The 21609-nt window shown below is 67.5% G+C and carries 27 protein-coding genes; 22 read left to right on the plus strand and 5 right to left on the minus strand.

What is annotated here, in order from left to right; genetic code table 11:
- Positions 1 to 3: 3 nt before the first annotated feature.
- Positions 4 to 624: a hypothetical protein gene (locus AX708_RS09760; protein WP_066530180.1), complete on the minus strand. Its 621-nt coding sequence runs from the start codon at positions 622 to 624 to the stop codon at positions 4 to 6.
- Complete coding sequence (locus AX708_RS09765; RefSeq protein ID WP_066530178.1) at positions 621 to 857, minus strand: DUF3572 family protein; 237 nt, start codon at positions 855 to 857, stop codon at positions 621 to 623. Before AX708_RS09765 ends, AX708_RS09760 begins: the two co-directional genes overlap by 4 nt.
- Positions 858 to 952: 95 nt before the next feature.
- On the opposite strand from AX708_RS09765, the gene AX708_RS09770 reads away from it, so the two are divergent.
- Positions 953 to 1315 carry a response regulator gene (locus AX708_RS09770; protein WP_066530173.1) on the plus strand — a complete coding sequence of 121 codons (363 nt, stop codon included), beginning with the start codon at positions 953 to 955 and terminating at the stop codon, positions 1313 to 1315.
- Positions 1316 to 1323: 8 nt separating this feature from the next.
- On the opposite strand, the gene AX708_RS09775 is transcribed toward AX708_RS09770, so the two are convergent.
- Positions 1324 to 1899, minus strand: coding sequence for a Pycsar system effector family protein (locus tag AX708_RS09775; protein WP_197426114.1), 576 nt, complete (start codon positions 1897 to 1899; stop codon positions 1324 to 1326).
- Between the two features lie 135 nt (positions 1900 to 2034).
- Here AX708_RS09775 and AX708_RS09780 point away from each other — a divergent pair, with 135 nt between their 5' ends.
- From AX708_RS09780 to AX708_RS09790, 3 genes are read left to right on the plus strand one after another with little or no spacing between them, the layout of a single operon-like run.
- On the plus strand, positions 2035 to 2277 hold the full coding sequence (locus AX708_RS09780) for an acyl carrier protein (protein ID WP_066530172.1): 243 nt from the start codon (positions 2035 to 2037) through the stop codon (positions 2275 to 2277).
- Between the two features lie 2 nt (positions 2278 to 2279).
- Positions 2280 to 3518: an aminotransferase class I/II-fold pyridoxal phosphate-dependent enzyme gene (locus AX708_RS09785; protein WP_233999640.1), complete on the plus strand. Its 1239-nt coding sequence runs from the start codon at positions 2280 to 2282 to the stop codon at positions 3516 to 3518.
- A gap of 12 nt (positions 3519 to 3530) precedes the next feature.
- Complete coding sequence (locus tag AX708_RS09790; RefSeq protein ID WP_156443412.1) at positions 3531 to 5057, plus strand: hypothetical protein; 1527 nt, start codon at positions 3531 to 3533, stop codon at positions 5055 to 5057.
- Between the two features lie 10 nt (positions 5058 to 5067).
- Here AX708_RS09790 and AX708_RS09795 read toward each other — a convergent pair whose 3' ends face one another.
- Positions 5068 to 5337 carry an usg protein gene (locus AX708_RS09795; protein WP_066530166.1) on the minus strand — a complete coding sequence of 90 codons (270 nt, stop codon included), beginning with the start codon at positions 5335 to 5337 and terminating at the stop codon, positions 5068 to 5070.
- A gap of 250 nt (positions 5338 to 5587) precedes the next feature.
- Here AX708_RS09795 and AX708_RS09800 point away from each other — a divergent pair, with 250 nt between their 5' ends.
- Together AX708_RS09800 and AX708_RS09805 are read left to right on the plus strand one after the other, a co-directional pair.
- Positions 5588 to 6046 carry a hypothetical protein gene (locus AX708_RS09800; RefSeq protein WP_066530164.1) on the plus strand — a complete coding sequence of 153 codons (459 nt, stop codon included), beginning with the start codon at positions 5588 to 5590 and terminating at the stop codon, positions 6044 to 6046.
- Positions 6043 to 7407 carry a DNA-packaging protein gene (locus AX708_RS09805; RefSeq protein ID WP_233999641.1) on the plus strand — a complete coding sequence of 455 codons (1365 nt, stop codon included), beginning with the start codon at positions 6043 to 6045 and terminating at the stop codon, positions 7405 to 7407. The genes AX708_RS09800 and AX708_RS09805 overlap by 4 nt, the downstream gene beginning before the upstream one ends.
- A gap of 12 nt (positions 7408 to 7419) precedes the next feature.
- On the opposite strand, the gene AX708_RS09810 is transcribed toward AX708_RS09805, so the two are convergent.
- Positions 7420 to 7941 carry a DUF3617 family protein gene (locus tag AX708_RS09810; protein WP_066530155.1) on the minus strand — a complete coding sequence of 174 codons (522 nt, stop codon included), beginning with the start codon at positions 7939 to 7941 and terminating at the stop codon, positions 7420 to 7422.
- Between the two features lie 73 nt (positions 7942 to 8014).
- Between AX708_RS09810 and AX708_RS09815 the strand changes: the two genes are divergently transcribed.
- The 16 genes from AX708_RS09815 to AX708_RS09890 all read left to right on the plus strand — a co-directional run bounded on the left by AX708_RS09815 (position 8015) and on the right by AX708_RS09890 (position 21402).
- Positions 8015 to 9172 (plus strand): phage portal protein, encoded by a 1158-nt coding sequence (locus AX708_RS09815; RefSeq protein WP_066530149.1) that lies wholly within the window; start codon positions 8015 to 8017, stop codon positions 9170 to 9172.
- Positions 9169 to 9474: a DUF6127 family protein gene (locus tag AX708_RS20445; RefSeq protein ID WP_066530146.1), complete on the plus strand. Its 306-nt coding sequence runs from the start codon at positions 9169 to 9171 to the stop codon at positions 9472 to 9474. The genes AX708_RS09815 and AX708_RS20445 overlap by 4 nt, the downstream gene beginning before the upstream one ends.
- Entirely contained in the window at positions 9471 to 9881 is a 411-nt protein-coding gene (locus AX708_RS20450) for an HK97 family phage prohead protease (RefSeq protein ID WP_197426113.1), read from the plus strand. The genes AX708_RS20445 and AX708_RS20450 overlap by 4 nt, the downstream gene beginning before the upstream one ends.
- A gap of 78 nt (positions 9882 to 9959) precedes the next feature.
- Positions 9960 to 11120 carry a phage major capsid protein gene (locus tag AX708_RS09830; protein WP_066530143.1) on the plus strand — a complete coding sequence of 387 codons (1161 nt, stop codon included), beginning with the start codon at positions 9960 to 9962 and terminating at the stop codon, positions 11118 to 11120.
- A 154-nt stretch (positions 11121 to 11274) separates the two neighbouring features.
- Positions 11275 to 11820, plus strand: a complete 546-nt coding sequence (locus AX708_RS09835) for a hypothetical protein (protein ID WP_066530140.1) — start codon at positions 11275 to 11277, stop codon at positions 11818 to 11820.
- 168 nt (positions 11821 to 11988) lie between these two features.
- Positions 11989 to 12378 (plus strand): DUF3168 domain-containing protein, encoded by a 390-nt coding sequence (locus AX708_RS09840; protein ID WP_066530137.1) that lies wholly within the window; start codon positions 11989 to 11991, stop codon positions 12376 to 12378.
- Between the two features lie 14 nt (positions 12379 to 12392).
- Complete coding sequence (locus tag AX708_RS09845; protein ID WP_066530134.1) at positions 12393 to 12800, plus strand: phage tail tube protein; 408 nt, start codon at positions 12393 to 12395, stop codon at positions 12798 to 12800.
- Positions 12797 to 13111, plus strand: coding sequence for a gene transfer agent family protein (locus tag AX708_RS09850; protein ID WP_066530132.1), 315 nt, complete (start codon positions 12797 to 12799; stop codon positions 13109 to 13111). The genes AX708_RS09845 and AX708_RS09850 overlap by 4 nt, the downstream gene beginning before the upstream one ends.
- A complete protein-coding gene (locus AX708_RS09855) occupies positions 13108 to 13308 on the plus strand; it encodes a phage tail assembly chaperone (protein ID WP_066530130.1) in 201 nt (66 codons plus the stop codon). The genes AX708_RS09850 and AX708_RS09855 overlap by 4 nt, the downstream gene beginning before the upstream one ends.
- Positions 13301 to 13882, plus strand: coding sequence for a tail tape measure protein (locus AX708_RS09860; protein ID WP_066530129.1), 582 nt, complete (start codon positions 13301 to 13303; stop codon positions 13880 to 13882). Before AX708_RS09855 ends, AX708_RS09860 begins: the two co-directional genes overlap by 8 nt.
- Before the next feature lie 15 nt (positions 13883 to 13897).
- Positions 13898 to 16222, plus strand: coding sequence for a DUF2460 domain-containing protein (locus tag AX708_RS09865; protein ID WP_066530127.1), 2325 nt, complete (start codon positions 13898 to 13900; stop codon positions 16220 to 16222).
- Positions 16222 to 17034 (plus strand): DUF2163 domain-containing protein, encoded by an 813-nt coding sequence (locus AX708_RS09870; RefSeq protein WP_066530125.1) that lies wholly within the window; start codon positions 16222 to 16224, stop codon positions 17032 to 17034. The genes AX708_RS09865 and AX708_RS09870 overlap by 1 nt, the downstream gene beginning before the upstream one ends.
- Positions 17031 to 17450, plus strand: coding sequence for an NlpC/P60 family protein (locus AX708_RS09875; RefSeq protein ID WP_066530123.1), 420 nt, complete (start codon positions 17031 to 17033; stop codon positions 17448 to 17450). The genes AX708_RS09870 and AX708_RS09875 overlap by 4 nt, the downstream gene beginning before the upstream one ends.
- A 4-nt stretch (positions 17451 to 17454) precedes the next feature.
- Entirely contained in the window at positions 17455 to 19638 is a 2184-nt protein-coding gene (locus AX708_RS09880; protein ID WP_066530121.1) for a phage tail protein, read from the plus strand.
- A 26-nt stretch (positions 19639 to 19664) separates the two neighbouring features.
- Entirely contained in the window at positions 19665 to 20129 is a 465-nt protein-coding gene (locus tag AX708_RS09885) for a DUF2793 domain-containing protein (protein WP_066530119.1), read from the plus strand.
- Positions 20130 to 20298: 169 nt separating this feature from the next.
- Positions 20299 to 21402, plus strand: a complete 1104-nt coding sequence (locus AX708_RS09890; protein WP_067490065.1) for an OmpA family protein — start codon at positions 20299 to 20301, stop codon at positions 21400 to 21402.
- Positions 21403 to 21609: the final 207 nt, after the last annotated feature.

The following is a 21609-nucleotide window of genomic DNA, read 5'->3' on the forward strand; positions in this document are numbered from 1 at the left end:
TCGTCAGTCCTCCAGTTGGGCAAGCAGCCACGGCAGCGCCTCGTCCCAGCGGTCGATCCGCGAATGGGCGTGGCCTGCCTTGTGGGCGCAATCAATGGCATGGGCGATCATCGGCTCGCCGCACAGATGCAGCCGGGTCACATCGGGCACGATCTCGGCGACGCTCGCATGATGCTGGGCGAGATCGTCGATGAAGATCGCGCGGGTGGGCCGGTATTCCTCGATGATCGCCTTCAGCGGCGGGCCCTTGGGGCCCTGATTGGTGAACACCCGGGCATTGATCCCGACCTTGGCGAGCTGCTCGGCGCGGGCATCGCGGTGGTGGTCGACGAGGTTCGTGAGGATCACCACGTCGGCCTTCTCGGCGAGCGTGTTGATCCCCTCGACCGCGCCCGCAATCGGCTTTTGCGAATCCATCTCGTTGTCGAAAAAGGTCCTGAGCATCCGCCAGATATCGGGCGGGGCGAGCAGCTCGCCGCTTTCCTGCCAGCGCAGCGCCTCGGCGAAATTGTGGCCTTCGAGGTGGAAGCTGACGCCCTGCGAGCCTTCGAGCCAGGTCTTGAACGGCGCGACCATGTGCAGCAGCACTTCGTCGCAGTCGGAGATGATCAGGGGGCGGGTCATGCTTGCAAAGCGTCCTTGGCGGCGACCAGTTCCTCGGGCGTGACGGCGAGGGCTTCGGCAGCGCGGATGAGATCGGGTTCGTGGTTGGCGAGAAATTCGAGCGCCGAAGCGAGGATCATGGGATCGCCGAGGCCGCTCCTCAGAGAATCGGGATCGAGGCCGGTGAGTTCAAGGTAGCGCGCGGCCCGGTCCTCGCATTCGAGCACCCAGCCGAGCGCCGCGAGCGCCAGCACCTGCGGGCTTTGGGGGTCGGATGCGGGACGATGCGGGATTGTCCTGTCCTTCGGCTGGGGTTAGTTTAGAAACACGGGCGAAAGCGGGGCGTTCAGTGACAAAGCGGATCATGGTTGTCGAGGACAATGACCTCAACCGGAAATTGTTCTGTGATGTCCTGCGCGCCAACGGCTTCGAGGTGGAGCCGGTGGCCGAGGGCGACAAGGTGCTCGACACGGCGCGCGCGGTCTCGCCCGATCTCATCATCATGGACATCCAATTGGGCGGCATCTCGGGGGTCGACCTGATCGAGGCGGCCAAGCGCGACCGGCGGCTGGCTGCGATCCCGGTGCTGGCGGTAACCGCCTTTGCCGCCAAGGGCGACGAGGAGCGGATCCGTGCGGCGGGGGCGGAGGGCTATCTCTCCAAGCCGGTCTCGATCGGCCCTTTCATGAGCGCGGTCAACGCGCTGGTCTGACCCTCTCGTCAGCGCGGCGCCAGCGCCATCTCGGCGCCAAACACCAAGGCCGTCAGGCACAGGCCGAACATGAAGCTCCTGTAGGCATAGCCCAGGAAGCGGTACTTCTTGCGCTGGAGCACCTGGCCGTTCTGGTAGATGTCGTGCAGCATCAGGCGGAACACGGTCTCGTCGGCGCGCAGATCGGCGAGGACGGAGCGGGTCCACTCCTCTTCGTCCAACGTGGCGAAGTGGCCGAAGAACAGCCGGTTCGGGGCAGCTTGCACTCCTTGCGCCGACCTGCGCGGACCAACCGACGGCAGGACGGCGGAAACGGCGCACATGGCCGAGACGAAGGCGAACACGGCCAGCACGATCAGGGACCACGGCAGGCTGCCGCCCTTCGCCTGACCGACGCAGATCGTGAAGACCAGAAACGTCGCCCCCATCAGCATCGAGGCCTTGCTGTCGGCCATCTGGCTCATCGACACGTTGATCTGCTGGACGGTGCGCACCATGTGGATCGCATGGTTCGAGTAACCCGAAGGCGACAGCACCGAAGGTGACGCCCCGAGCCGATCCGCTTGCACTCCATCCTCGCTCATAAAATCCCCCCGGATCGGCATCCCCGCGCACGCGCGAGGCGGCGAAAGCTTGACAAGCCGCATCATCCGCCGCTTTGCACGCGTATTAGATTAGAGGGCAGCCGCCCGCCCATCAAACCGAAAGCACGCCGCCTCATGACCCCCGCAGACGTCGACGCCAGGATCCGCACGCTGATCGAGCCCTTCAACAAGAAGGGCATCGCCATCGAGGACGCGACCACCTTTGCCGGTGATCTCGAGTTCGACAGCCTGACCGTGATGGATTTCGTCGCCGAGATCGAAGACGCGTTCGACGTGATCATCTCGATGAACCAGCAGGCCGAGATCGAAAACTGGGGTCAGCTCGTCGCGGCAGTCCACAAGCTGCAGGATAGCTGATAATGGCAGCCGCCATGACCGAAACGACGACCGCCGCCGAACCTGTTGACCTCCTCGCCAAGTTCGACCCGATCATCCAGACGCGCGAGCAGCTGCTCGCTGCCGGGGTGGAGGATCCGTTCAACCTGGTGATGGAGCAGGTGCTCTCGCCGACCCGCGCGATCTGCAACGGGCGCGACACGATCCTGCTCGGCACCTACAACTACATGGGCATGACCTTCGACGATGACGTCATCGCCGCGGGCAAGGCGGCGATGGAGGATTTCGGCGCGGGGACGACCGGCAGCCGCGTCCTCAACGGCACCTTCCGCGACCACCGCGATGTCGAGGCGGCGCTGCGCGAATTCTACGGCATGGACCATGCAATGGTCTTCTCGACCGGATACCAGGCCAATCTCGGGGTGATCTCGACGCTGGCGGGCAAGGGTGACTACATCATCCTCGACATCGACAGCCATGCCTCGATCTACGATGGCTGCGCGATGGGCCGGGCCGAAGTGGTGCCCTTCAAGCACAACGACGTCGAGGCGCTGGAGAAGCGGTTGAAGCGCATCCCCGAAGGCGCGGGCAAGCTGGTGGTGCTCGAGGGCGTCTATTCGATGATGGGCGATGTCGCCCCGCTCAAGGAAATGGTCCGCATCTCCAAGGCCCACGGCGCGATGGTGCTGGTCGACGAGGCGCACTCGATGGGCTTCATCGGCGAGCACGGCCGCGGCGTGGCCGAGGACCAGGGCGTGATCGACGATGTGGACTTCATCATCGGCACCTTCTCCAAAAGCGTCGGGACTGTTGGCGGCTTCTGTGTCTCCAACCACCCGAAGTTCGAGGTGATGCGGCTGGTGTGCCGGCCTTACGTGTTCACCGCCGCGCTCCCGCCCGCTGTGATGGCAAGCTCGGCCACCTCGATCCGCAAGCTCATGCACAACGGCAACAAGCGCGCGCATCTGTGGGAGAACAGCCGCACGCTGCACAAGGGCCTGCGCGATCTCGGCTTCCAGCTTGGCACCGAGACGCCGCAGAGCGCGATCATCGCGGTGATCATGCCCGATCTCGAAAAGGGCGCGATGATGTGGGAAGCGCTCTTGAAAGAGGGCCTCTACGTCAACCTTGCCCGTCCCCCGGCGACGCCGGCCGGCATGACCCTGCTGCGCTGCTCGCTGTGCGCCGAGCATTCGGCCGAGCAGGTGCAGACCATCCTCGGCATGTTCGAACGCGCGGGCAAGGCGATCGGGATTATTTGATCGAGGACGCGATTGGCGGTTGCCATTCGCGCGAACGCGGATAATTTACCCCTGTATTTCAAGGGGTCGCAAGCTATGACATTCGTTTCACCCGCTCGCCGGGCCGTCATCGTCGCGTCCGTTGGCGCTGCGGCCTTGGTGCTGTCGGGATGCGGCGGGGGCGGAAGCAGCGGTGGGGGCTCGAGCAGCAACCGCGCGCCGCAGATCAGCTCGGCGACGGCGGTGACGCAGATCGAGAACAGCAACGCCGCAATAGCATTGTCAGCGAGCGATCCGGACGGCGACAGCGTGGCCTTCGCGATCGGCGGCAGCGATAGCGACGCTTTCCAGCTTGCCGGATCGACCCTGCAATTCCGCGCGACGCCCGACTTCGAGCGGCCTGCCGACGGCAACCGCGACAACGTGTATAATCTGACCGTCACGGCGCAGGACAGTCGCGGTGCATCCACCAGCGCGAACCTTGTCGTGACCGTCACGAACAGCAAGGAAGGGATCGCGGTCAGGCGCATCGCAACCGGCTTCACCGATCCGGCCGCTGCGTCCTTTCTCGTGACGCGCGACCTCACCAATGTGGCCTCCACCGGGCGGATCGCGATTGCGCGGACCAACGGCGAAATCTTCGACGTCGATGGTGCAACCGGCGCGCGGACCCTGTTGGCGGACATCTTCGCCGGCAGGCCGCGCGGCCGTCTGCTCGCGATGACATTCAAAGGTGGCGCGACCGGATTCTACAGCGGCCTGTACGCCCTTGGGCAGGAACCCGACGGGCGCGTATTCCTGCAACGCTATACCGTGGGTGCGATCGAGGAACTGGAAATCCTGCCGAGCGGCTCGGCACAGGTCTCCGCATCTCTGTTCACCGGCCCGGCGAATTCCGCGCCGGGCGGCAACCTATACATGACACTCTCGGACGAGGCTGGCACTTCGGCGCAGAACCCGAATTCGCGGCTCGGCAAGCTGATCTTCCTCGAGGAGCAGGACCCGTTCGCCGGGGCGAGCGTCAGGCCTGGCTTCTACCTCGCCCGGATTATCGGTAGCGGAATCCGCCGATCGGGCGGGGCAGGTGCCTTCAACGGAGAGATCCTGCTCAGCGACCAGGGCGGCTCGCTCGAGCACGAGCTGACCGCCTTCCTGCCAAATGCCCGCCCGCTCGATTTCGGCTGGCCGGGCCGTGAGGGGACGCGCGGCATCGGCGCCAATCCACCCGCGGCAGTCAACGCTCCGCGGATCGTCTATGGCTTTGGCGATGGTCCCGATCAGGGCACGGGGATCATCTATGGCGGCCTCTATCGCGGGCCGATTGCCAATCTCGACAATCGCTTCGTCTTCGGCGACCGTCGCGGCACCTTCTGGTCCGTGACCTTCAGCGACCTTGCAAGCGGGTTCCTGCTCGGATTGGCGCAGTTGGACCGTCGGACGGAGGATTTTGCGCCCGATGCGGGTCGCATAGAGTCGCCGGTCGCTTTCGCTATCGACGACCAGAACCGTATGTTCATTCTCGACGGTGACGGCGAATTGTTCCGGATCGACCCCGCCTAGGGTCCGTGGATCAGTTGATCGTCACGATCCCGTCCACGGCGCGCCATTCCTGCGGGCCGATCAGATGCTTGTGCGCCACCCGCACCGAGTGGAGCACCGCGTCGATCTCGCGCCGCCAGAAGGCGAGGAAGCGGTCGAGCTCCGGGAACTGGGGCGCGACGTCGTATTGCTGCATCACGAACTGCTGCAACAGGCTGCGATGGTCCGGCATGTAGTAGTGGATCTGGACCGTTGACAGGCCGTAGCCTGCCATCTGGGCCAGGAACGCGCGGTCGGTCATCACCTCTCCTCCTTGGACTCGTTGAAGAAAAAGCGGGTGTGCGAAAATCGCACGAAATGGCGTATGGTCAACAGGCTATTGGAGCGGGGCTTGCGACAGCGATGTGTCAATTAACCTGAATGGTTATTTTTCTTGACATCGTGACGCTCATTGGTTATGAGAGGGCATCATCCAGAAATAGCGAGTCGCCGCCGGGCGGCCTTCCACCGGGAAGCGCCGCCCGCTCCCATTCGCCCCAGGAGTGGTGCCCATGGCCAGCAACGTGCCTGCCCGTTCCCGCAGCGATGGCACCGCCCCCGGGCGGCATTGGCAGAAGCGGTTTCTCGACACCCTGAGCGCGACCTCGAACCTTGAGCGCGCTGCCGGCAATGCGGGCGTGAGCATCGCCGAGGCCTGTCAGGCGCGCCGCGAAGAGCCCGAATTCGCCCGCGGCTGGCAAGCCGCCATTGCTGACGGCTATCTCGGCCTCGAACTCGAGGTCATCCGCCGCCTGCGCGAGGGCGACGGGAAGACCGGAGACGGCGAGAAGTTCGATTTCGCCAACGCCATTCGCCTGCTGTCCGCCCACCGCGCAAGCACGGCACACAGCGCAAGCCAGGTGCCCGATGTCACCGCCGCCGAAGTGCGCGCCTCGATCGACCGCAAGATCGAGGACATCCGCCGCCGCATCGCCCGCGAGAGGGCCGCGGCAGAAGGCAAGGGCCAATGAGCGGCCCCTATGACGAGATGATCGACCAGATCGCCGATCCCTACAAACCCGACAGCGAGAAGGCCGACAGCGAAAGGGTTTATCGCGAACTGCCCGACGAACTCGACCAGAACCAGATGAACAGCTTCAACTATTTGTGGGAGTACACCGCCCGCAAGAACCAGCTGCCCCCGCCGGGCGATTGGCGGGTCTGGATGATCATGGCCGGGCGCGGCTTCGGCAAGACCCGCGCGGGCGCGGAGTGGGTGCGGATGATCGCGGATGCCAACCCCGATGCGCGGATCGCGCTGGTCTCTGCTTCGCTCGCCGAGGCGCGCGCGGTGATGGTCGAAGGCGAGAGCGGGCTGCTGGCGATCTGCCGCCCGGGCCACAAACCGCATTTCGAGCCCTCGCTGCACCGGGTCCGCTTCGCCAACGGCGCTCAGGCACAGCTGTTCTCGGCCGCCGAACCCGAGGCCCTGCGGGGGCCCCAGCACACCCACGCCTGGTGCGACGAGATCGGCAAGTGGCCGCTGGCGCACGAGCGCGCGACACGCTGCTGGGACAACCTGATGCTGGGCATGCGGCTGGGCGAGCATCCGCGCGTCGCGGTTACCACCACGCCGCGCGCGGTGCCGCTGGTGAAGCGGCTGGTCGCGCAGGCGGCAAAGGGCGAAGAGGTCGTCATCACACACGGCAAAACGGGCGATAACGTCCGCCTGCCCGACCGTTTCCTCGATGCGGTCGAGAGCGAATACGCCGGGACACTCCTCGCGCGGCAGGAAATGGACGGCGAGCTGCTCGAGGATATCGAGGGCGCGCTGTGGACCCGCTCGCTGCTCGAGCAATCGCGCGAGGCGGGCGCTGTGCCCGAGGCGGCGCGCATGGTGGTCGCGGTCGATCCGCCCGCGAGTGCGAACGGCGACGAGTGCGGGATTATTGTCGCAGCCTTGGGCGTCGACGGGATCACGCGGGTGATGGCCGATTGCTCGATCAGTGGCGCTTCGCCCGCGGACTGGGCGAGGCGGGTTGCCGACACCGCGCGGGAATGGAACGCCGACCGGGTGGTGGCCGAAGCCAACCAGGGTGGCGCGATGGTCGAAAGCGTACTGCGCGCCGCCGACGAGATGCTGCCGGTGAAGCTCGTCCACGCCTCGCGCGGCAAAGTCGCCCGGGCCGAGCCGGTGGCGGCGCTCTATTCGGCCGGCCGGGTGCGCCATGTCGGGGTGTTCGCGCGGCTGGAAGACCAGCTATGCGGTATGCTCGTCGGAGGGACCTATGCCGGACCGGGCGGCAGCCCCGACCGGGCGGACGCGCTGGTATGGGCACTGAGCGAATTGTTGCTTGGCCGCAACGGGCGGCCGAGCGTCACGGCGCTGTGACGCTACCAGAGCCTATCCTGCCGTGCAGGTGCCCACCCATTTGCCTTCGAGGCGGGTCGTGGCCGCGATGGTCATTCCGCCGATCAAGCCGTCCATGTCGACCGAGCCCTGAATATCCTTGGCAGTCTTGGTCCCCTTGAATGTCATGCCGTATTGGGATCGGTTGCCGCACCGGGCCGTAAACGCGAAGCTGTCTCCGGTCACGACCTGATCGGTGATGGTGCAATTGCCACCGATCGTAACGCCCGGAAGAATGAGCTCACCTGATGCCGGCAGCCCATTGCCCAGACAATCGGTCGTCCCGATCACTCGGCCGACCTGCGCCCCTGCCTCCTTGGCCTTCGCGACCGCGTCAGGATCGTCCGCCCGCTCAGGGCCGGGGGTGAGGACCATCTTCTCGATCGTGACCACCGTCTCCCAGCGTCCTTCGGCGAGGCCGAAAGCACGATAGAGTTCGAGCTTGCCATTCCCCGCGGCCAGCGCCGGAACGGCGGCAGCGGTGATCGAGGTCAGAATGATGAAACTGCGGCGCATGGGTTCTCCTGTGCCTTCGCCCCCGATGGCTATCGCAGCCCGCCCCGGCAGTCCAGCAAACCGAGGAATTCCCATGCCCCTGCTCGACATTCTCCGCTCCGCCTTCAAGGGCGGGGAGCACACTCGCGTGCCGCTTGCCTCCGGCTTTCCGCAGGGCTGGATTCCCGCTTTCGAGAGCGGTCCGGCCAATGGCCACTACAGCTACGGGCGCGGCATCCGGGAGGGCTTTCTTGCCAACCCGATCGCCCAGCGCTCGGTGCGGCTCATCGCAGAAGGGATCGGACAGGCACCGCTCGCCTGCCCCGACCCGCGCCTTGCCGCGCTGGTGACCGAAACCAGCGCGGGCCAATCGCTGGTCGAGACGCTGGCGGCCAATCTGCTGCTGCACGGCAATGGCTACGTGCAGATCCTCAAGGATGCGAGCGGCACGCCGGTCGAGTTGTTCGCGCTGCGTCCCGACCGGGTCCAGGTGGTGCTCGATGCCAATGGCTGGCCGGTCGCCTATGACTATACCGTCGCGGGCGCGGCCAGCCGTCACCCGGTCGAAGACGAGAACGGTTGGCCCGAGATCATCGCGATCCGCGCGATGCATCCACTCGACGATCACGTCGGCGCGGGCGCGCTCGAGGCGGCGTGGCAGGCGGTGCTGATCCACAACGCCGCGACCCGCTGGAACCGGGGGCTGCTCGAGAACGCTGCCCGCCCCTCGGGCGCGCTGGTCTATGAGACCGGCGACGGGGCGAGCCTGGCGCACGAACAGTTCGAACGGCTGAAGCGCGAGCTCGACATCGCCTTCTCGGGAGCGGCCAATGCCGGGCGGCCGATGCTGCTCGACGGCGGGCTCAAGTGGCAGAGCATGGCGCTGACGCCCGCCGACATGGACTTCGCGACCCTGAAGAGTGCGGCAGCGCGCGACATCGCGCTCGCCTTCGGGGTGCCGCCGATGCTGCTCGGCCTGCCGGGCGACAACACCTATGCCAACTACCGCGAGGCAAACCGCGCGCTGTGGCGGCTGACGCTGCTGCCGCTCGCCGAAAAGCTGTTTGCTGCGATCCGAGAGGGCCTCGCCCCGTGGTTTCCCGATGCCGAGCTGCGCGTCAATCTCGATCAGGTTCCCGCCCTTTCCGAAGACCGCGAGCGGCTGTGGTCGCAGGTCTCGGACGCCGATTTCCTGAGCCGCGCCGAAAAGCGCCAGATGCTGGGCCTGCCCGCAGAGGAGAATGCCCCATGAGCCGCGAAGACATTCTGGCCAGCCTGATGGCGCAGGCGCGCGAGGAGGGGGCGGGTCTCGTCTCGCTGCGCGCCATCGTCGAGGAGGCGAGCGCACTCGCGACCGACCGCGCGCTCGAGCGGCTGGGCCTCGGCGATCCGGGCGCCGAGGGCGATCTCGTCGAGCTGCGCGAGCTGCTGCAGGCGTGGCGCGACGCCAAGACCAGCGCGTGGAAGGCCTTCGTCGATTGGGCCATCCGGGGCGTGCTGGCGCTGCTGCTGGTCGGCATTGCGGTGCGGCTCGGCGTGTGGAAGCTGCTGTGACGGCGGCGCCCTCCCCGATCCGTTTCGCCGGCTACGCCGCGCTGTTCGACATCGCCGATACCGGACACGACACAATCCGCCGCGGGGCCTTCGCGGCCACGCTGGCGGCGCGCAGCACGCCGCTGCCGCTCTACTGGCAGCACCGGCCCGATCAGCCGATCGGCGTGGTCGAACAGGCCGCCGAGGATGCGCGGGGCTTGCGCGTAATCGCCCGGATCGACCGCCCCGCCAGCCGCGCGGCGCAGTTGCTCGCCGCCGGCAAGGTCAGCGGTCTCAGCTTCGGCTTCCGCACCCGCGCGGCGCGGCAATCGGCGGCGGGGCGCGAGTTGCTCGAGGTCGAGCTGTTCGAAGTCAGCCTCGTTACCGACCCGCTGCACCCGATGGCGCGGGTACACCTCGTCATCTGAGTTTTCGCCTCTCCCGTCTCTCCCACCGGCCGCCTCTGGGGCGGCCTTTTTTACGCCCAACCGAAAGGCCTCTGCCCCATGGATAACATGACCACCCCCGCAACCTCCGCCGCCGCCGATCCGCTCGATGCAAGCTTCGACATCGTCGCCCGTCAGGATCAGGCCGAAGCCGATATCGCCGCGCTGCGCAGCGATGTCGACGAGGTGAAATCGCGTCTCGAAAAGGTCGCCCGCGCCGCTAGCCGTCCGGCGATCGGTGGCGCCGCGCCCGCTGCCGATGCCCCCGAAGTGAAGAGCTTCGTCGATGGCTACTTGCGCCTCGGCCGCGAGACCGAGGTCAAATCTCTGAATGGCGTCAACCCGGCCGATGGCGGCTTTGCCGTGCCGCGCCAGATCGACGCGGCGATCGCCTCGCGCATCGTCAAGATGAGCCCGATCCGCGCCATCGCCCAGGTCGTGCAGACCGGCACCGCAGGCTATCGCAAGCTCGTCGCCACCACCAACGTCGCTTCGGGCTGGGTCAGCGAGACCGCGCCGCGGCCCGAGACTGGCACGCCCCAGTTCGCCGAAATCGCCCCGCCGAGCGGCGATCTCTACGCCAACCCGGCGGCAAGCCAGGCGATGCTCGACGATGTCGGCTTCGATCTCGAAAGCTGGCTGGCGAACGAGATCGCGACCGAATTCGCCCGCGCCGAGGGGGCCGCCTTCGTCAAGGGCACCGGCGTCAACCAGCCCGAAGGCTTCATCAACGGCACCAAGTCGACCGCCGAAGACGGCGTGCGCGCCTTCGGGACGATGCAGTACATCGGCACCGGGAGCGCCACCGGGCTCGGCACCGCGCTCGACACCAAGCTGATCGACCTCATTCACGCGCTGCGTCCGGGCCATCGCCAGGGCGCGGTGTTCGTGATGAACTCGACCACGCTCGCCGCGGTGCGCAAGCTCAAGACGACCGATGGTGCGTTCCTGTGGCAGCCGGGGATGGTCGAAGGCCAGCCCAACCGCCTGCTCGGCTATCCGGTGGTCGAGGCCGAGGACATGCCCGACGTTGCCGGCGCCGCCTTCCCGATCGCCTTCGGCAACTTCAGGAACGGCTACCTCATCGCCGAGCGCAGCGCGACGCGGATCCTGCGCGATCCCTTCAGCAACAAGCCCTTCGTCCACTTCTACGCCACCAAGCGGCTGGGCGGGAAGGTGCTCGATTCGGCGGCGATCAAGCTGCTCAAGATCGAGGCCTGAGGCCTCAAGCCTTGCCTTGTTCCCCGGCAGCAGCGCGTGCCCCCTTCGCGCTGCTGCCGGGCTCTCGCGCCCGCATCGCCTCAGGCCGTTCCTCCCGCCTGACCAGCGCGATGCGGGCGCACTTCTTGTGGATCATCAATCGGGAGAAACCGCGATGCAGCGGACAATCGTGCAGCCCCCGGTGCCGGGCGACGCTGCTCTGGCGGAACTCAAGCACTGGCTCGGCATCACCCGCCCCAATGAAGACGAGGCGCTGAGACAGTTGCTCGCAACCAGCCTCGCGATCTGCGAGGCGTTCACCGGCAAGACGCCGCTGCGGCAGACAGTCGAGGAGACGGTTCCGCTCGTCGGAGGCTGGCAGGAGCTGGTTTCGCGGCCGGTGCAGAACATCTCTGCGGCCGCAGTGATCGCCCAGGACGGGACGCGCACTTCCCTCGCCGTGAGCGGCGATGCGCTCGAATGGCGGATCGGGACCAGCGCTTGCATCCAGCTGCTCCGCCCTTTCGAGGGGCGCGGGCTGGCGGTGGAAATGGTGGTCGGGATCGCAGGCGACTGGAATGCGTTGCCCGCGCCCCTGCGGCACGGGATCGTCCGGCTCGCCGCGTTCCACTTCCGCGATCGCGAGGGCAAGTCGGCCTCCGTTCCGCCCGCCAGCGTCACCGCGCTATGGCGGCCGTGGCGCGAGGTGCGACTGGGATGATCGCGGTCGTCACCCGGTCCGCCGCTCTCGTCCAGCGCCTGCGCGCCCGCGCCGCTCGGCTTGCCGCTGCGCGCGCTGCTGCCCCAGGCCGCCGCCGGGCATCTCGCGGTCCTGCCGATTGGCATTCGGCCACCGCCTTGTGGCCTGACTTCACCGGAGTGAGCCGCGATGGAAAATGACCTGCGCGTCGCACTGATTGCCTGGCTGCGCGCCGATCCGGCGCTGGCCGCAATCAACGCCATCGAGGAGGAGGCCCCGCCCTCCGTCACGCCGCCATGGCTCGGCATCGCTGCCAGCGCGTCGATCGACTGGGGCACGAAGGACCGGCAGGGGCGCGAGGTGCGCATCGCGCTCGAGCTCGAAAGCCGCACCGATGCGGCTGGCGACGACGCCCCGCTGCTCGCCGCGATCGAGCGCCGCGTGCTCGATCTGCCGCCGTTCCAGCCCGGCTTCGAACTCGCCTCGATCCGCTTCCTGCGCTCGCGCAGCGAAGCCCGCGCGGACAATCAGCGCGGGGCGCTGCTCGAATACCGCTTCCGCATTTTCGAACCCCTTTGACGGAGTGAACCCCCATGCCCGCACAATCCGGCGCCGCCTTCCTGCTCAAGATCACCAACGGGGCGACGCCCGCGGTGTACCAGACGATCGCGGGCCTCAGGACCACGCAGCTGTCGATCAACGGCGACACCGTGGTCGTCACCCACAAGCAATCGGGCGGCTGGCGCGACATCCTCTCGGGTGCGGGCACGCGCTCGGTTTCGGTGAGCGCGGCGGGGATCTTCCTCGGCAGCGTGGCCGAAAACACCGTGCGCACCCGCGCGCTCGACGGGACGCTCGACGATTACGAGCTGTCCTTCGAGGACGGCGCGAAGCTGCGCGGCAAGTTCCTCGTCCAGCGGCTTGATTATGCCGGGGATTTCAACGGCGAGCGCAGCTACACGCTGCAGCTCGAAAGCTCGGGCCCGGTGGTGGCATCGTGACGCGCACCGCCAACCTCTTGCGCGGCGAGGCAACGCTTGTGGTCGCGGGCGTCACCCATGTGCTGCGCCCGAGCTTCGAGAACCTCGTGCTGGCCGAGGCCGAACTCGGCTCGCTCTTTGCGCTGGTCGAGCGCGCAGCGGCGGGCGGGTTGACGCTCACCGACATGACCGCGCTGCTGTGGCATTGCCTGCCGTCCGAACACCGCCCCGAACGGGTCGCGGTAGGCGAGGCGGTGCTGGGCATGGGGCTGGTCGGCGCCACCGTGCCGGTGCGCGCTGTGCTCGCACAGGTGCTTCAGGGCGAGGCATGACCGCCCATTTTGGCGACGCCGCCCTGCGCTGGGCGGGCCTTGCCGCGCAGCTGCTCGGGTGGCGACCGGCCGAATTCTGGTCTGCCACGCCTGCCGAGCTCGCGACCGCGCTCACCCCTCACGACGACCCGACCGCCCTTCCCCCGCCAAGCCGCGAGGCAATCGCCCGCATGATGGAGCGCGACGCCGATGACTGACAATTTCGACGAACTGGTGGTCGATGTACGCGCCAAGACCGATGGCTTTGCGAGCGATGTCGAGGCGATGCGCCGCTCGCTCGACGGCTCGCTTACCGACGGCTTTGGCCGCGCGGGCGCGGTGCTCGAGCGCGGCCTGCTGGGCGCGCTGCGCCGCGGGAGCCTGGGCTTCGATGACCTGAAGCGCGTCGCCTTCGCCGCCCTGTCCGAAATCGCCGCTTACGCTCTGCAGGCGGGGATCGGCAGCCTGTTCGGCGGAGGCGGCGGCGCCAATGGCGGCGGTCTCGGCGGTCTGCTCAGCGGGACGCTCAGCGCCGCTTTCGGCCTGCCGGGACGCGCCACCGGCGGCCCCGTTTCGCCCGGCCGCGCGTTTCTGGTCGGCGAGCGTGGGCCGGAGGTGTTCGTGCCGACCGCTGCGGGGCGGATCGAGAGCGGCCCGGCAGCCGCTCAGGCCCGCGATGTGCGCGTCGCGATCCAGGTTGCCGTGCCGCGCGGGCAGGCAGCGCCCACCGCCATGCAGCGCTCCTCCCGCCAGATCGCCAGTGCCGTGCGCCGCGCGCTGCAACAGGTCTGAGCAAGGAGCACGAGGATGGCATTCTGGCTCGCCCGCGAACGCCGCGCGCAGGAAAGCACCTTCATGCAGCGCTTCGATCCGCGCTTCTGGACGGTCAATTTCCCGCGGCCCGCGATGGCCTCGGTGATCACAACCGCTCCCGATGCGCTGAGGGTCGACGTCGAGCTGCACAATGCAGGAGAGATTGTCGGTCTGATCTGGGAGAGCGTCGACACCCTCGATCACCCGCTGCTCGCCTATGCCACCGATCGCGACTATCGTTACACGACGCTGAGCTTCCGCTGGCAATCGACCGGCGTCATCGCGCTTGACCAGCCCAACGGGCCGACGCTGACGATCGAGGGCCGCAATGCCGCGGGCGAGCCCCGGGTCTGGTATGTCCGGCTCTGGAACTATGCCGAAGGCACGCCCGCCGATGCCCGGATCACCCTGCCCTTCTCTACGCTCCAGAGCGGCTATGGTCTGCCGGGCGGGCCGATCTTCGCGGGCGATATTGATCGCATGTTCATTTCTCTGGTGCCGCAGGGCTTTGTCGCGGGGAGCACGGCAGCGCTCCCGGCGCGGTTCAACGGATCGGTGAGCCTATCCGAAATCCGCGCTGACGGATCGCGGGCGATGCTCGAACTGGGTGACGTGCTCGTGCCGCCTCATGGAGAGCGCATCGCCACCGCCTATGACGATGCCTACAACCAGACCCCGGCGCGCCTGCTGCGCACGGTGACCGGCCTCGGCTACCGCGGGGACATCGTGCACTATGTCGGCATGAGCCACTTCATGCGGCTTGCCAGGCAAGCAGATGGCACACTCAAAGTCGATGCCGCCGGTGCCCTGTGCACCCCGGCGGCCGCATGGCATGACAATTTCTTCGCCGGGGCGAAGACGGCCGGGTTCGAGGTGATCACCTCGCTGTCCTACGAGCTGTTCGACAGCTACGCCCGGGATAAATGGAAGCAGCGCACCACCGGCGGCGCGCCGGCATTGACCGGATGGGTACCGCCGTCGAGCCTGCTCTCGCCCGCGAACAATGGGGTGCGCACATGGCTGGCGGGTGCCGCGGTCGGCTTCGTCGCGCTGCTCAAGGCGGCCGGCCAACCGGTGCGCTTCCAGATCGGCGAGCCTTGGTGGTGGGTGACGGCCAATCGCGAAATCTGCCTTTATGACGATGCCTCCAAGGCGGCGCTCGGCGGCAATCCCGTAGCGATCACCGACATGGCCGCCCCGCTCGATGCTGCTGCGAAAGCGCTGCTTGATGCGGCGGGCGTGCTGCTCGCCCAGTCGACCGCTGCGCTGACGGCCGCGGTGCGCACGGCTGCGCAAGGCCCATCCGAAGTGATGCTGCTTGCCTTCACGCCGACGATCCTCGCCGCGAACATGCCCGAGCTGTACCGCGCCAATCTACCGGCCGCTTGGGCCTATCCCGCCTTCAATCGCCTGCAGCTGGAAGACTACGATTGGCTCACCTCGGGCGCCGACGCCGAGCGGCGCGCGGCTTACACATTCGTCAACTCCCGACTCGGCTACCCGCTCGCGGCGCAGGATTACCTTGCCGGCTTTGTTCTCGATCCGGCCAATGCCGAAACCTTCTGGACGCGCATCGATGCCGGGCTCGACGAGGCCGCCACCCGGGGCATCGCCCGCCGCTATGTCTGGGCGCTGCCGCAGGTCAGCCGCGACGGCTACACCCGCCTCGCCCCTCCTCCGGAGCAAGCCATGGACCCCTTCGACGACGTGCTTTATCCCTTCGCGCTCGGCCGGAGCGCATCAGTGGCGCCCGAATTCTCGACCTCGATCGCAGTGACCGCGTCCGGGCACGAGAGGCGCAATTCGCTGTGGTCGGACGCGCGGCTGCATTTCGATGTCGGCCCGGGCATCCGCTCGGAGACCGAGCTTGCCGATCTGATCGCCTTCTTCCGCGCCCGCCGTGGCCCTGCCCGCGGCTTCCGGCTGATGGACCCGTTCGACAACAGTTCCAACGGGATGGCCGGCACGCCCACCCGGCTCGACCAGCTGCTGGGCATTGGCGACGGCGTGCGCGCGGATTTCCAGCTGGTGAAGCTCTACGGCGGCGGCACGCAGCCGCAAGTACGCGCCATCACCCGCCCGCGGGCCGATACGTTGGTGGTCAGCGTAGGCGGCGTCGCCACCACCGCCTGGACGCTCGGCGAGAAAGGCATGCTCCGCTTCGCCGCCGCCCCCGCCGCCGGCGCCGAGGTGCGCGCGGGTTTCCGCTTCGACGTGCCGGTGCGCTTTGCCGAGGACCGGCTCGACGTATCGGCAATCAATTTCGCCGCCGGTGAAGCCCCCTCGGTCCCGCTCATCGAGATCAGGGAGACGGCCTGATGCCGCGCGTGTTCTTCGACCGCGAGCTCGATACGGTGGCAACCTTCTGGCGCATCTACCGGCGCGATGGCAGCACGCTCGCCTTCACCAGCCACGATCGCGATCTCACCTTCGGCGGCATCCGCCATCTCGCCGCCCCCGGCATGATCCCCGCCGCGATCCGCCTTACCGCCGAACTGGCGAATGACAGCGCGGAAGTGCAGGGAGCGCTCAATCACGATTCGATCCGCGAGAGCGAGCTGGCCGCCGGGCTGTTCGACGATGCCGCGATCGAGATCGGCGCTGTCGACTGGGCAGCGCTAGAGCACCACACCCTCTACACCGGGCAGATCGGCCGGATCGAGGACGACGAGGTGCAATTCTCCGCCGAGCTGCGTTCGAACAAGAGCTTGCTCGAACAGGATCTTGTGCCGCGCACCTCGCCGACCTGCCGGGCCGAATTCTGCGGGCCCGGATGCGGGCTTTCGGCGGTGCGCTTCACCTCGCAGCCGGAACTGGCAGAGATCGATCTGGAAGGGAATCGCGTGCGCTTTGCCGGGGTCGACGGGGAGGCCCATGTCGATGGCCGGCTGCGATTCATGGCGGGTCCGCAGACCGGCGTGGCCTTCGGCGTGATCGACGCCGACGGCGAGTGGCTGGTGCTCGACAGGCCACTGGTCGAGGGTACCTTGCCCGGCACCTTGGCGGAACTGCGCGAGGGCTGCGATCACACCATTGCCACCTGCTCGGACCGTTTCGGCAATGCCGCCAACTTCCGGGGCGAGCCGTTTCTGCCGGGGAACGACCTTCTGGCCCGCTACGGTCAGTCGTGAGCCCGAACGGCAGCGCCGTGGCCGAGGCCGCCCTCGGCCTTGTCGGTTGCCGGTTCCGTCTGCACGGGCGTGATCCGGCCACCGGGCTCGACTGCATCGGGCTGGTTGATACCGCTCTGGCCGCTGCCGGCGTGCGGACGGTGACACCGCAGGGCTACGGGCTGCGGAACATCGCGATCGATGGCTGGCTCCCCCTGGCCATGCAATCGGGCCTCGTCGCGGCGGGCAGGCCGATCCGCGCGGGCGACGTCCTGCTCCTCGCCCTCGGCTATGCGCAGCACCATCTGGTGATCGCCATCGACGCGGGCAGCGTCGTTCACGCCCATGCCGGCCTGCGACGCGTGGTCAGGCAGCCGCGCGAGCCCGCCTGGCAGATCGAGGCCGCATGGCGCCTCGCTTCCTCTTGCGAAAGCTAATCTGATGGCAACCTTGCTCCTGACCACTCTCGGCAGCGCGATCGGCGGGCCGCTTGGCGGCGCGCTCGGCGCTCTGGTGGGGCACCAGATCGACGCGCGCGTCTTCGGCCCCAAGGGGCGCGAGGGACCGCGGCTCAAGGACCTGACGCTCAGCACCTCGAGCTATGGCCAGCCGATCCCGCGCCAGTTCGGGCGAATGCGCGTGGGCGGAACGGTGATCTGGTCAACCGATCTGATCGAGAGCAAGCAGAAGCAGAAGGGGCGCAAGGGCCAGCCCTCGACCACCGTCTATTCCTACTCGGCCTCCTTCGCCATCGCCCTGTCCAGCACGCCGATCGACCGTGTCGGGCGGATCTGGGCCGATGGCAACCTGCTGCGCGGCGCGCAGGAGGACTTGAAGGTCGGCGGCACCTTGCGGGTCTATCGCGGCTTCGGCGACGATCCCGTCGACCCGCTGATCGCTGCCGCCAAGGGCGCCCTTGCACCCGCCTTCCGCGACTGCGCCTACGTCGTCTTCGAGAACCTCGAGCTGGGCGACTACGGCAACCGCATCCCGGCAATGAGCTTCGAGATCTTCGCCGATGGCGGCGACGAGACGGTCTCGCTCGCCCAGCTTGTGCCCGATGCGGTGCTGCCGCCGGCCGAACCCCCGCTCGCCGAGGCGCGCGGCTTTGCCGACGAGGGCGGCGCGCTTTCCTCAACGCTCGCAGCGATCGATCAGGTGATCCCGCTGGTGTGCACATCCGGGCAGGAGGGGCTGACCATCGCCACGCGCGTGCAACCTGAAGGCGAGGTGATGACGCTCCCCGACCAGCTCGCCCGCGACGACCGCGATCGGGACGAAAGCAGGGTAAAGCAGCGCGCCGGCCTGCCCGCCCGGACCCCGGCCGCGCTGCGCTATTACGACGAGGAGCGCGACTACCAGACAGGCGTGCAACGGGCGAGCGGCAGCCGAAAGGCGGGCCGCGAACTGATGATCGATCTGCCCGCGACGCTCACCGCGAGCGGCGCGCGCCAGCTTGCCAATGACAATGCCAACCGTTCCCGCTGGCAGCACGAAACCGTCACCTGGCGGATCGGCGAGCTTGACCCGCGCCTGATCCCGGGCAGCATTGTCAGGCTGCCGGACACGCCCGGGTACTGGCTGCTGCGCAGCTGGGAATGGCTCGACCGCGGCGTTGCGCTCGAGCTTGAACGGCTCGCTCCCTCATGCGGCAGCGCGCGCGCGAGTGATCCTGGCGAGAACCTCGCGCCGGTCGATCTGCCCATCCCGGCGACCAGCCTTGCTGCCTTCGAAATGCCGCCCGAAGCCGGCACCAACCCCGCCCAGCCGCTGATCTTCGCTGCCGCATCGGCCGCCAACAGCGCGTGGCGGGGGGCCGCGCTCTACGCCCTGCAGGGCACCGCCCTCGTCGAGCTCGGCACGACCGGCATCCGGCGGGCCGTGACGGGCACGCTCGACGCGCCGCTTGCGGCATCGCGCGCACTTCTGCTCGAGCCCGCCGCGGAAGCGGTGGTGGCGCTGGTCGCGGACGATCTCGATCTGCTCGACACGGATCGCGACGGTATTGCGTCAGGCGCAAACCGGATGCTGATCGGGGGTGAGCTTGTGCAATTCCTGCGCGCTGAGCCGCTGGGCGGCGGGCGCTGGCGGCTCACCGGGCTGCTGCGCGGGCGTGGTGGCACCGAGCCTGCTGCCGCGCTCGGCCACGCTGTTGGCACTGCGACGATCCTTGTCGACGACAGCCTGATCCCGATCGATCCGGTGCCGGTTCCCCCGCTCGCCACCTCGCGCATCGCGGCCATGTCCACGGGAGATGCCGAGACAGTGATCGCACCGCTCGCCAACGCGGGCCTTTCGCGGCGCCCGCTGTGCCCCGTCCACCCTCGTACGCAGCGGGCCACAAGCGGGACGACAACCTGGCGCTGGACCCGCCGTGCGCGCGGACAGTATCGCTGGGAGGATAGCGTGGAGGTGCCCCTGGTCGAGGAGCGGGAAGCCTACCTCGTCGGTTTCGGGCCAGCCGGGGCGCCCCACGCCATGTGGCAAACCGACTCCCCCTCGCTTGCGCTCACATCCGCCGAGCGCGCCAGCCTCATCGCCGCTCATGGCCCCGGTGCGCTGTGGGTCCGTCAGGTGGGCACCTTCGACCACTCCCCGCCGCTGCAACTCGCCGATTTGGCCTGACCTGATCTGACGCCCAGGAGACTTGAATGTCCGACCCGATCGCCCTTGCCAGTTCGACGCCCGCGCTTGGCCTTCCGCTTCTGTTCGCCGGACAGGCGCAAAAGGAGTTCTTCGTCAACGAGGCACTGAGCCTGCTCGACGCGCTCCACGCTCGCGCAGTGACAGCCTCGCAGTCTGCCCCGCCCGCCAGCGCGGAGGATGGCGCGTGTTATCGGGTCACGTCCCCTGCTACGGCCGCGTGGACCGGCAAGGAAGATCGGCTTGCTGTCCTGGTCGCAGGAGAGTGGCACTTCATTGCGCCGGCAAATGGGATGTTGGTGTTCGACCGGGCCGTCACCGCGTTTGTCATTTATCGGTCGCATTGGCATTCGGCCTCGGTCGTGGCCGTCCCGGCGGGCGGAACGGTGGTCGATGCCGAGGCGCGGGCCGCCATCGCGGCCGTGATCACGTCCCTTACGACGATGGGATTCCTCGCCCCGCCCACGCCATAAGGCGCGCGAATGGCGGATTACCGCGCATTTTGCGGCAATATTTTTATGCCCACCCCCTTTTCAGCGACATTCTTGCAACACCCAAAGGGCAATGTCTGCTTGCCTCGCGTGGGGGGAAAAGATAGAGACAGCCCGTGCCTCAAGTCTAACGCAAAGGGGAATTTTGGAAATGCGCAAACTCGTCATTGGAATGGCGATGGCCTCGACCGCGCTGACCACGCCCGCCATGGCCCGCGACGGTCAGTGGTATATTCAGGGTGATGGCGGCGTGATGATCGTCCAGGACCAATCTCTCGATGTCAACGGCGTCGCTGACAACGCGAAGGCCGATTATGACACCGGCTACGATTTTGGCGGGCTTGTCGGCTATGACTTCGGCGGCTTCCGCCTCGAAGCTGAAGCCAGCTACCGCGCAGCCGACCTCACGCAAGTCGTTGCTGGCAATCAGGGCCTTGCGCTCAACCCTTCCGCAGGTGCCCCGGGCGGTTTCACCCGCTTCACCGGTACCCGCGATGCGCTGGGTGAGGTCAACGCTCTCAGCTTCATGCTGAACGGCCTCGTCGATTTCGGCGATGATGACAGCCTGCAGGGCTTTGTCGGTGGCGGTGTGGGCGTGGCCCGCGTCGATCTGGACGGCCGCGTCAACTCGAACGGTCCGGGCGTCTGGAACGATTCGGACACCGGCTTTGCCTGGCAGCTGCTCGCCGGCGTTCGCGCGCCGCTCAGCGACTCCTGGGACGTTGGTCTGAAGTATCGCTACTTCCGCGCCGAAGACGTGAACCTGGTCGACGCCCTCGGCCGCACGCTCGACACCAAGATGACCTCGCACTCGCTGCTCGGTTCGATCACCTACAACTTCGGTGGTGAAGAGCCGGTCGTCGCCCCGGCCGCGGTGACTCCGCCGCCGCCGCCCAAGGCGCCGTGCAACACGGGTCCGTACATCGTGTTCTTCGACTTCGATAAGTCGGACATCACCTCGGAAGCCGCCGGCATCCTCAACAGCGCCGTCACCGCCTATGCCAACTGCGGCACGGCGAGCGTGATGCTGGCCGGTCACACCGACCGTTCGGGCAGCACCAAGTACAACGAAGGCCTGGCCGATCGTCGCAACAAGGCGGTTACTGCCTACCTGACCGGTCGCGGCATCCCTGCCGCCCGCATCACCGGCCAGTCGTTCGGCGAAACCAAGCCGCGCGTCCCGACCGCCGACGGTGTGCGCGAAGCGCAGAACCGCCGCGTGGAAGTGACCTACGGTCCGGGCTCGGGCATGTAAGTCCAGGTTCCCATGGAACACGAAGAGGGGCCGGAGCTATCCGGCCCCTTTTTTGTTGCCCTATGCCAGACTGGTCGCGCTATCCCATCCAGTCGGCCAGCTGATCGAGCAGCCCGGCGGCACTTTGACACCATCGATAAAAGCACGAAGAGCGCGCCGCAGCCGGGCATATGCCCGTGCTGCGGCGCGCTCTTTTGCGTTAGTGCG

Source organism: Erythrobacter sp. CCH5-A1 (genome assembly GCF_001557115.1).
Classification (GTDB): Bacteria; Pseudomonadota; Alphaproteobacteria; order Sphingomonadales; family Sphingomonadaceae; genus Erythrobacter.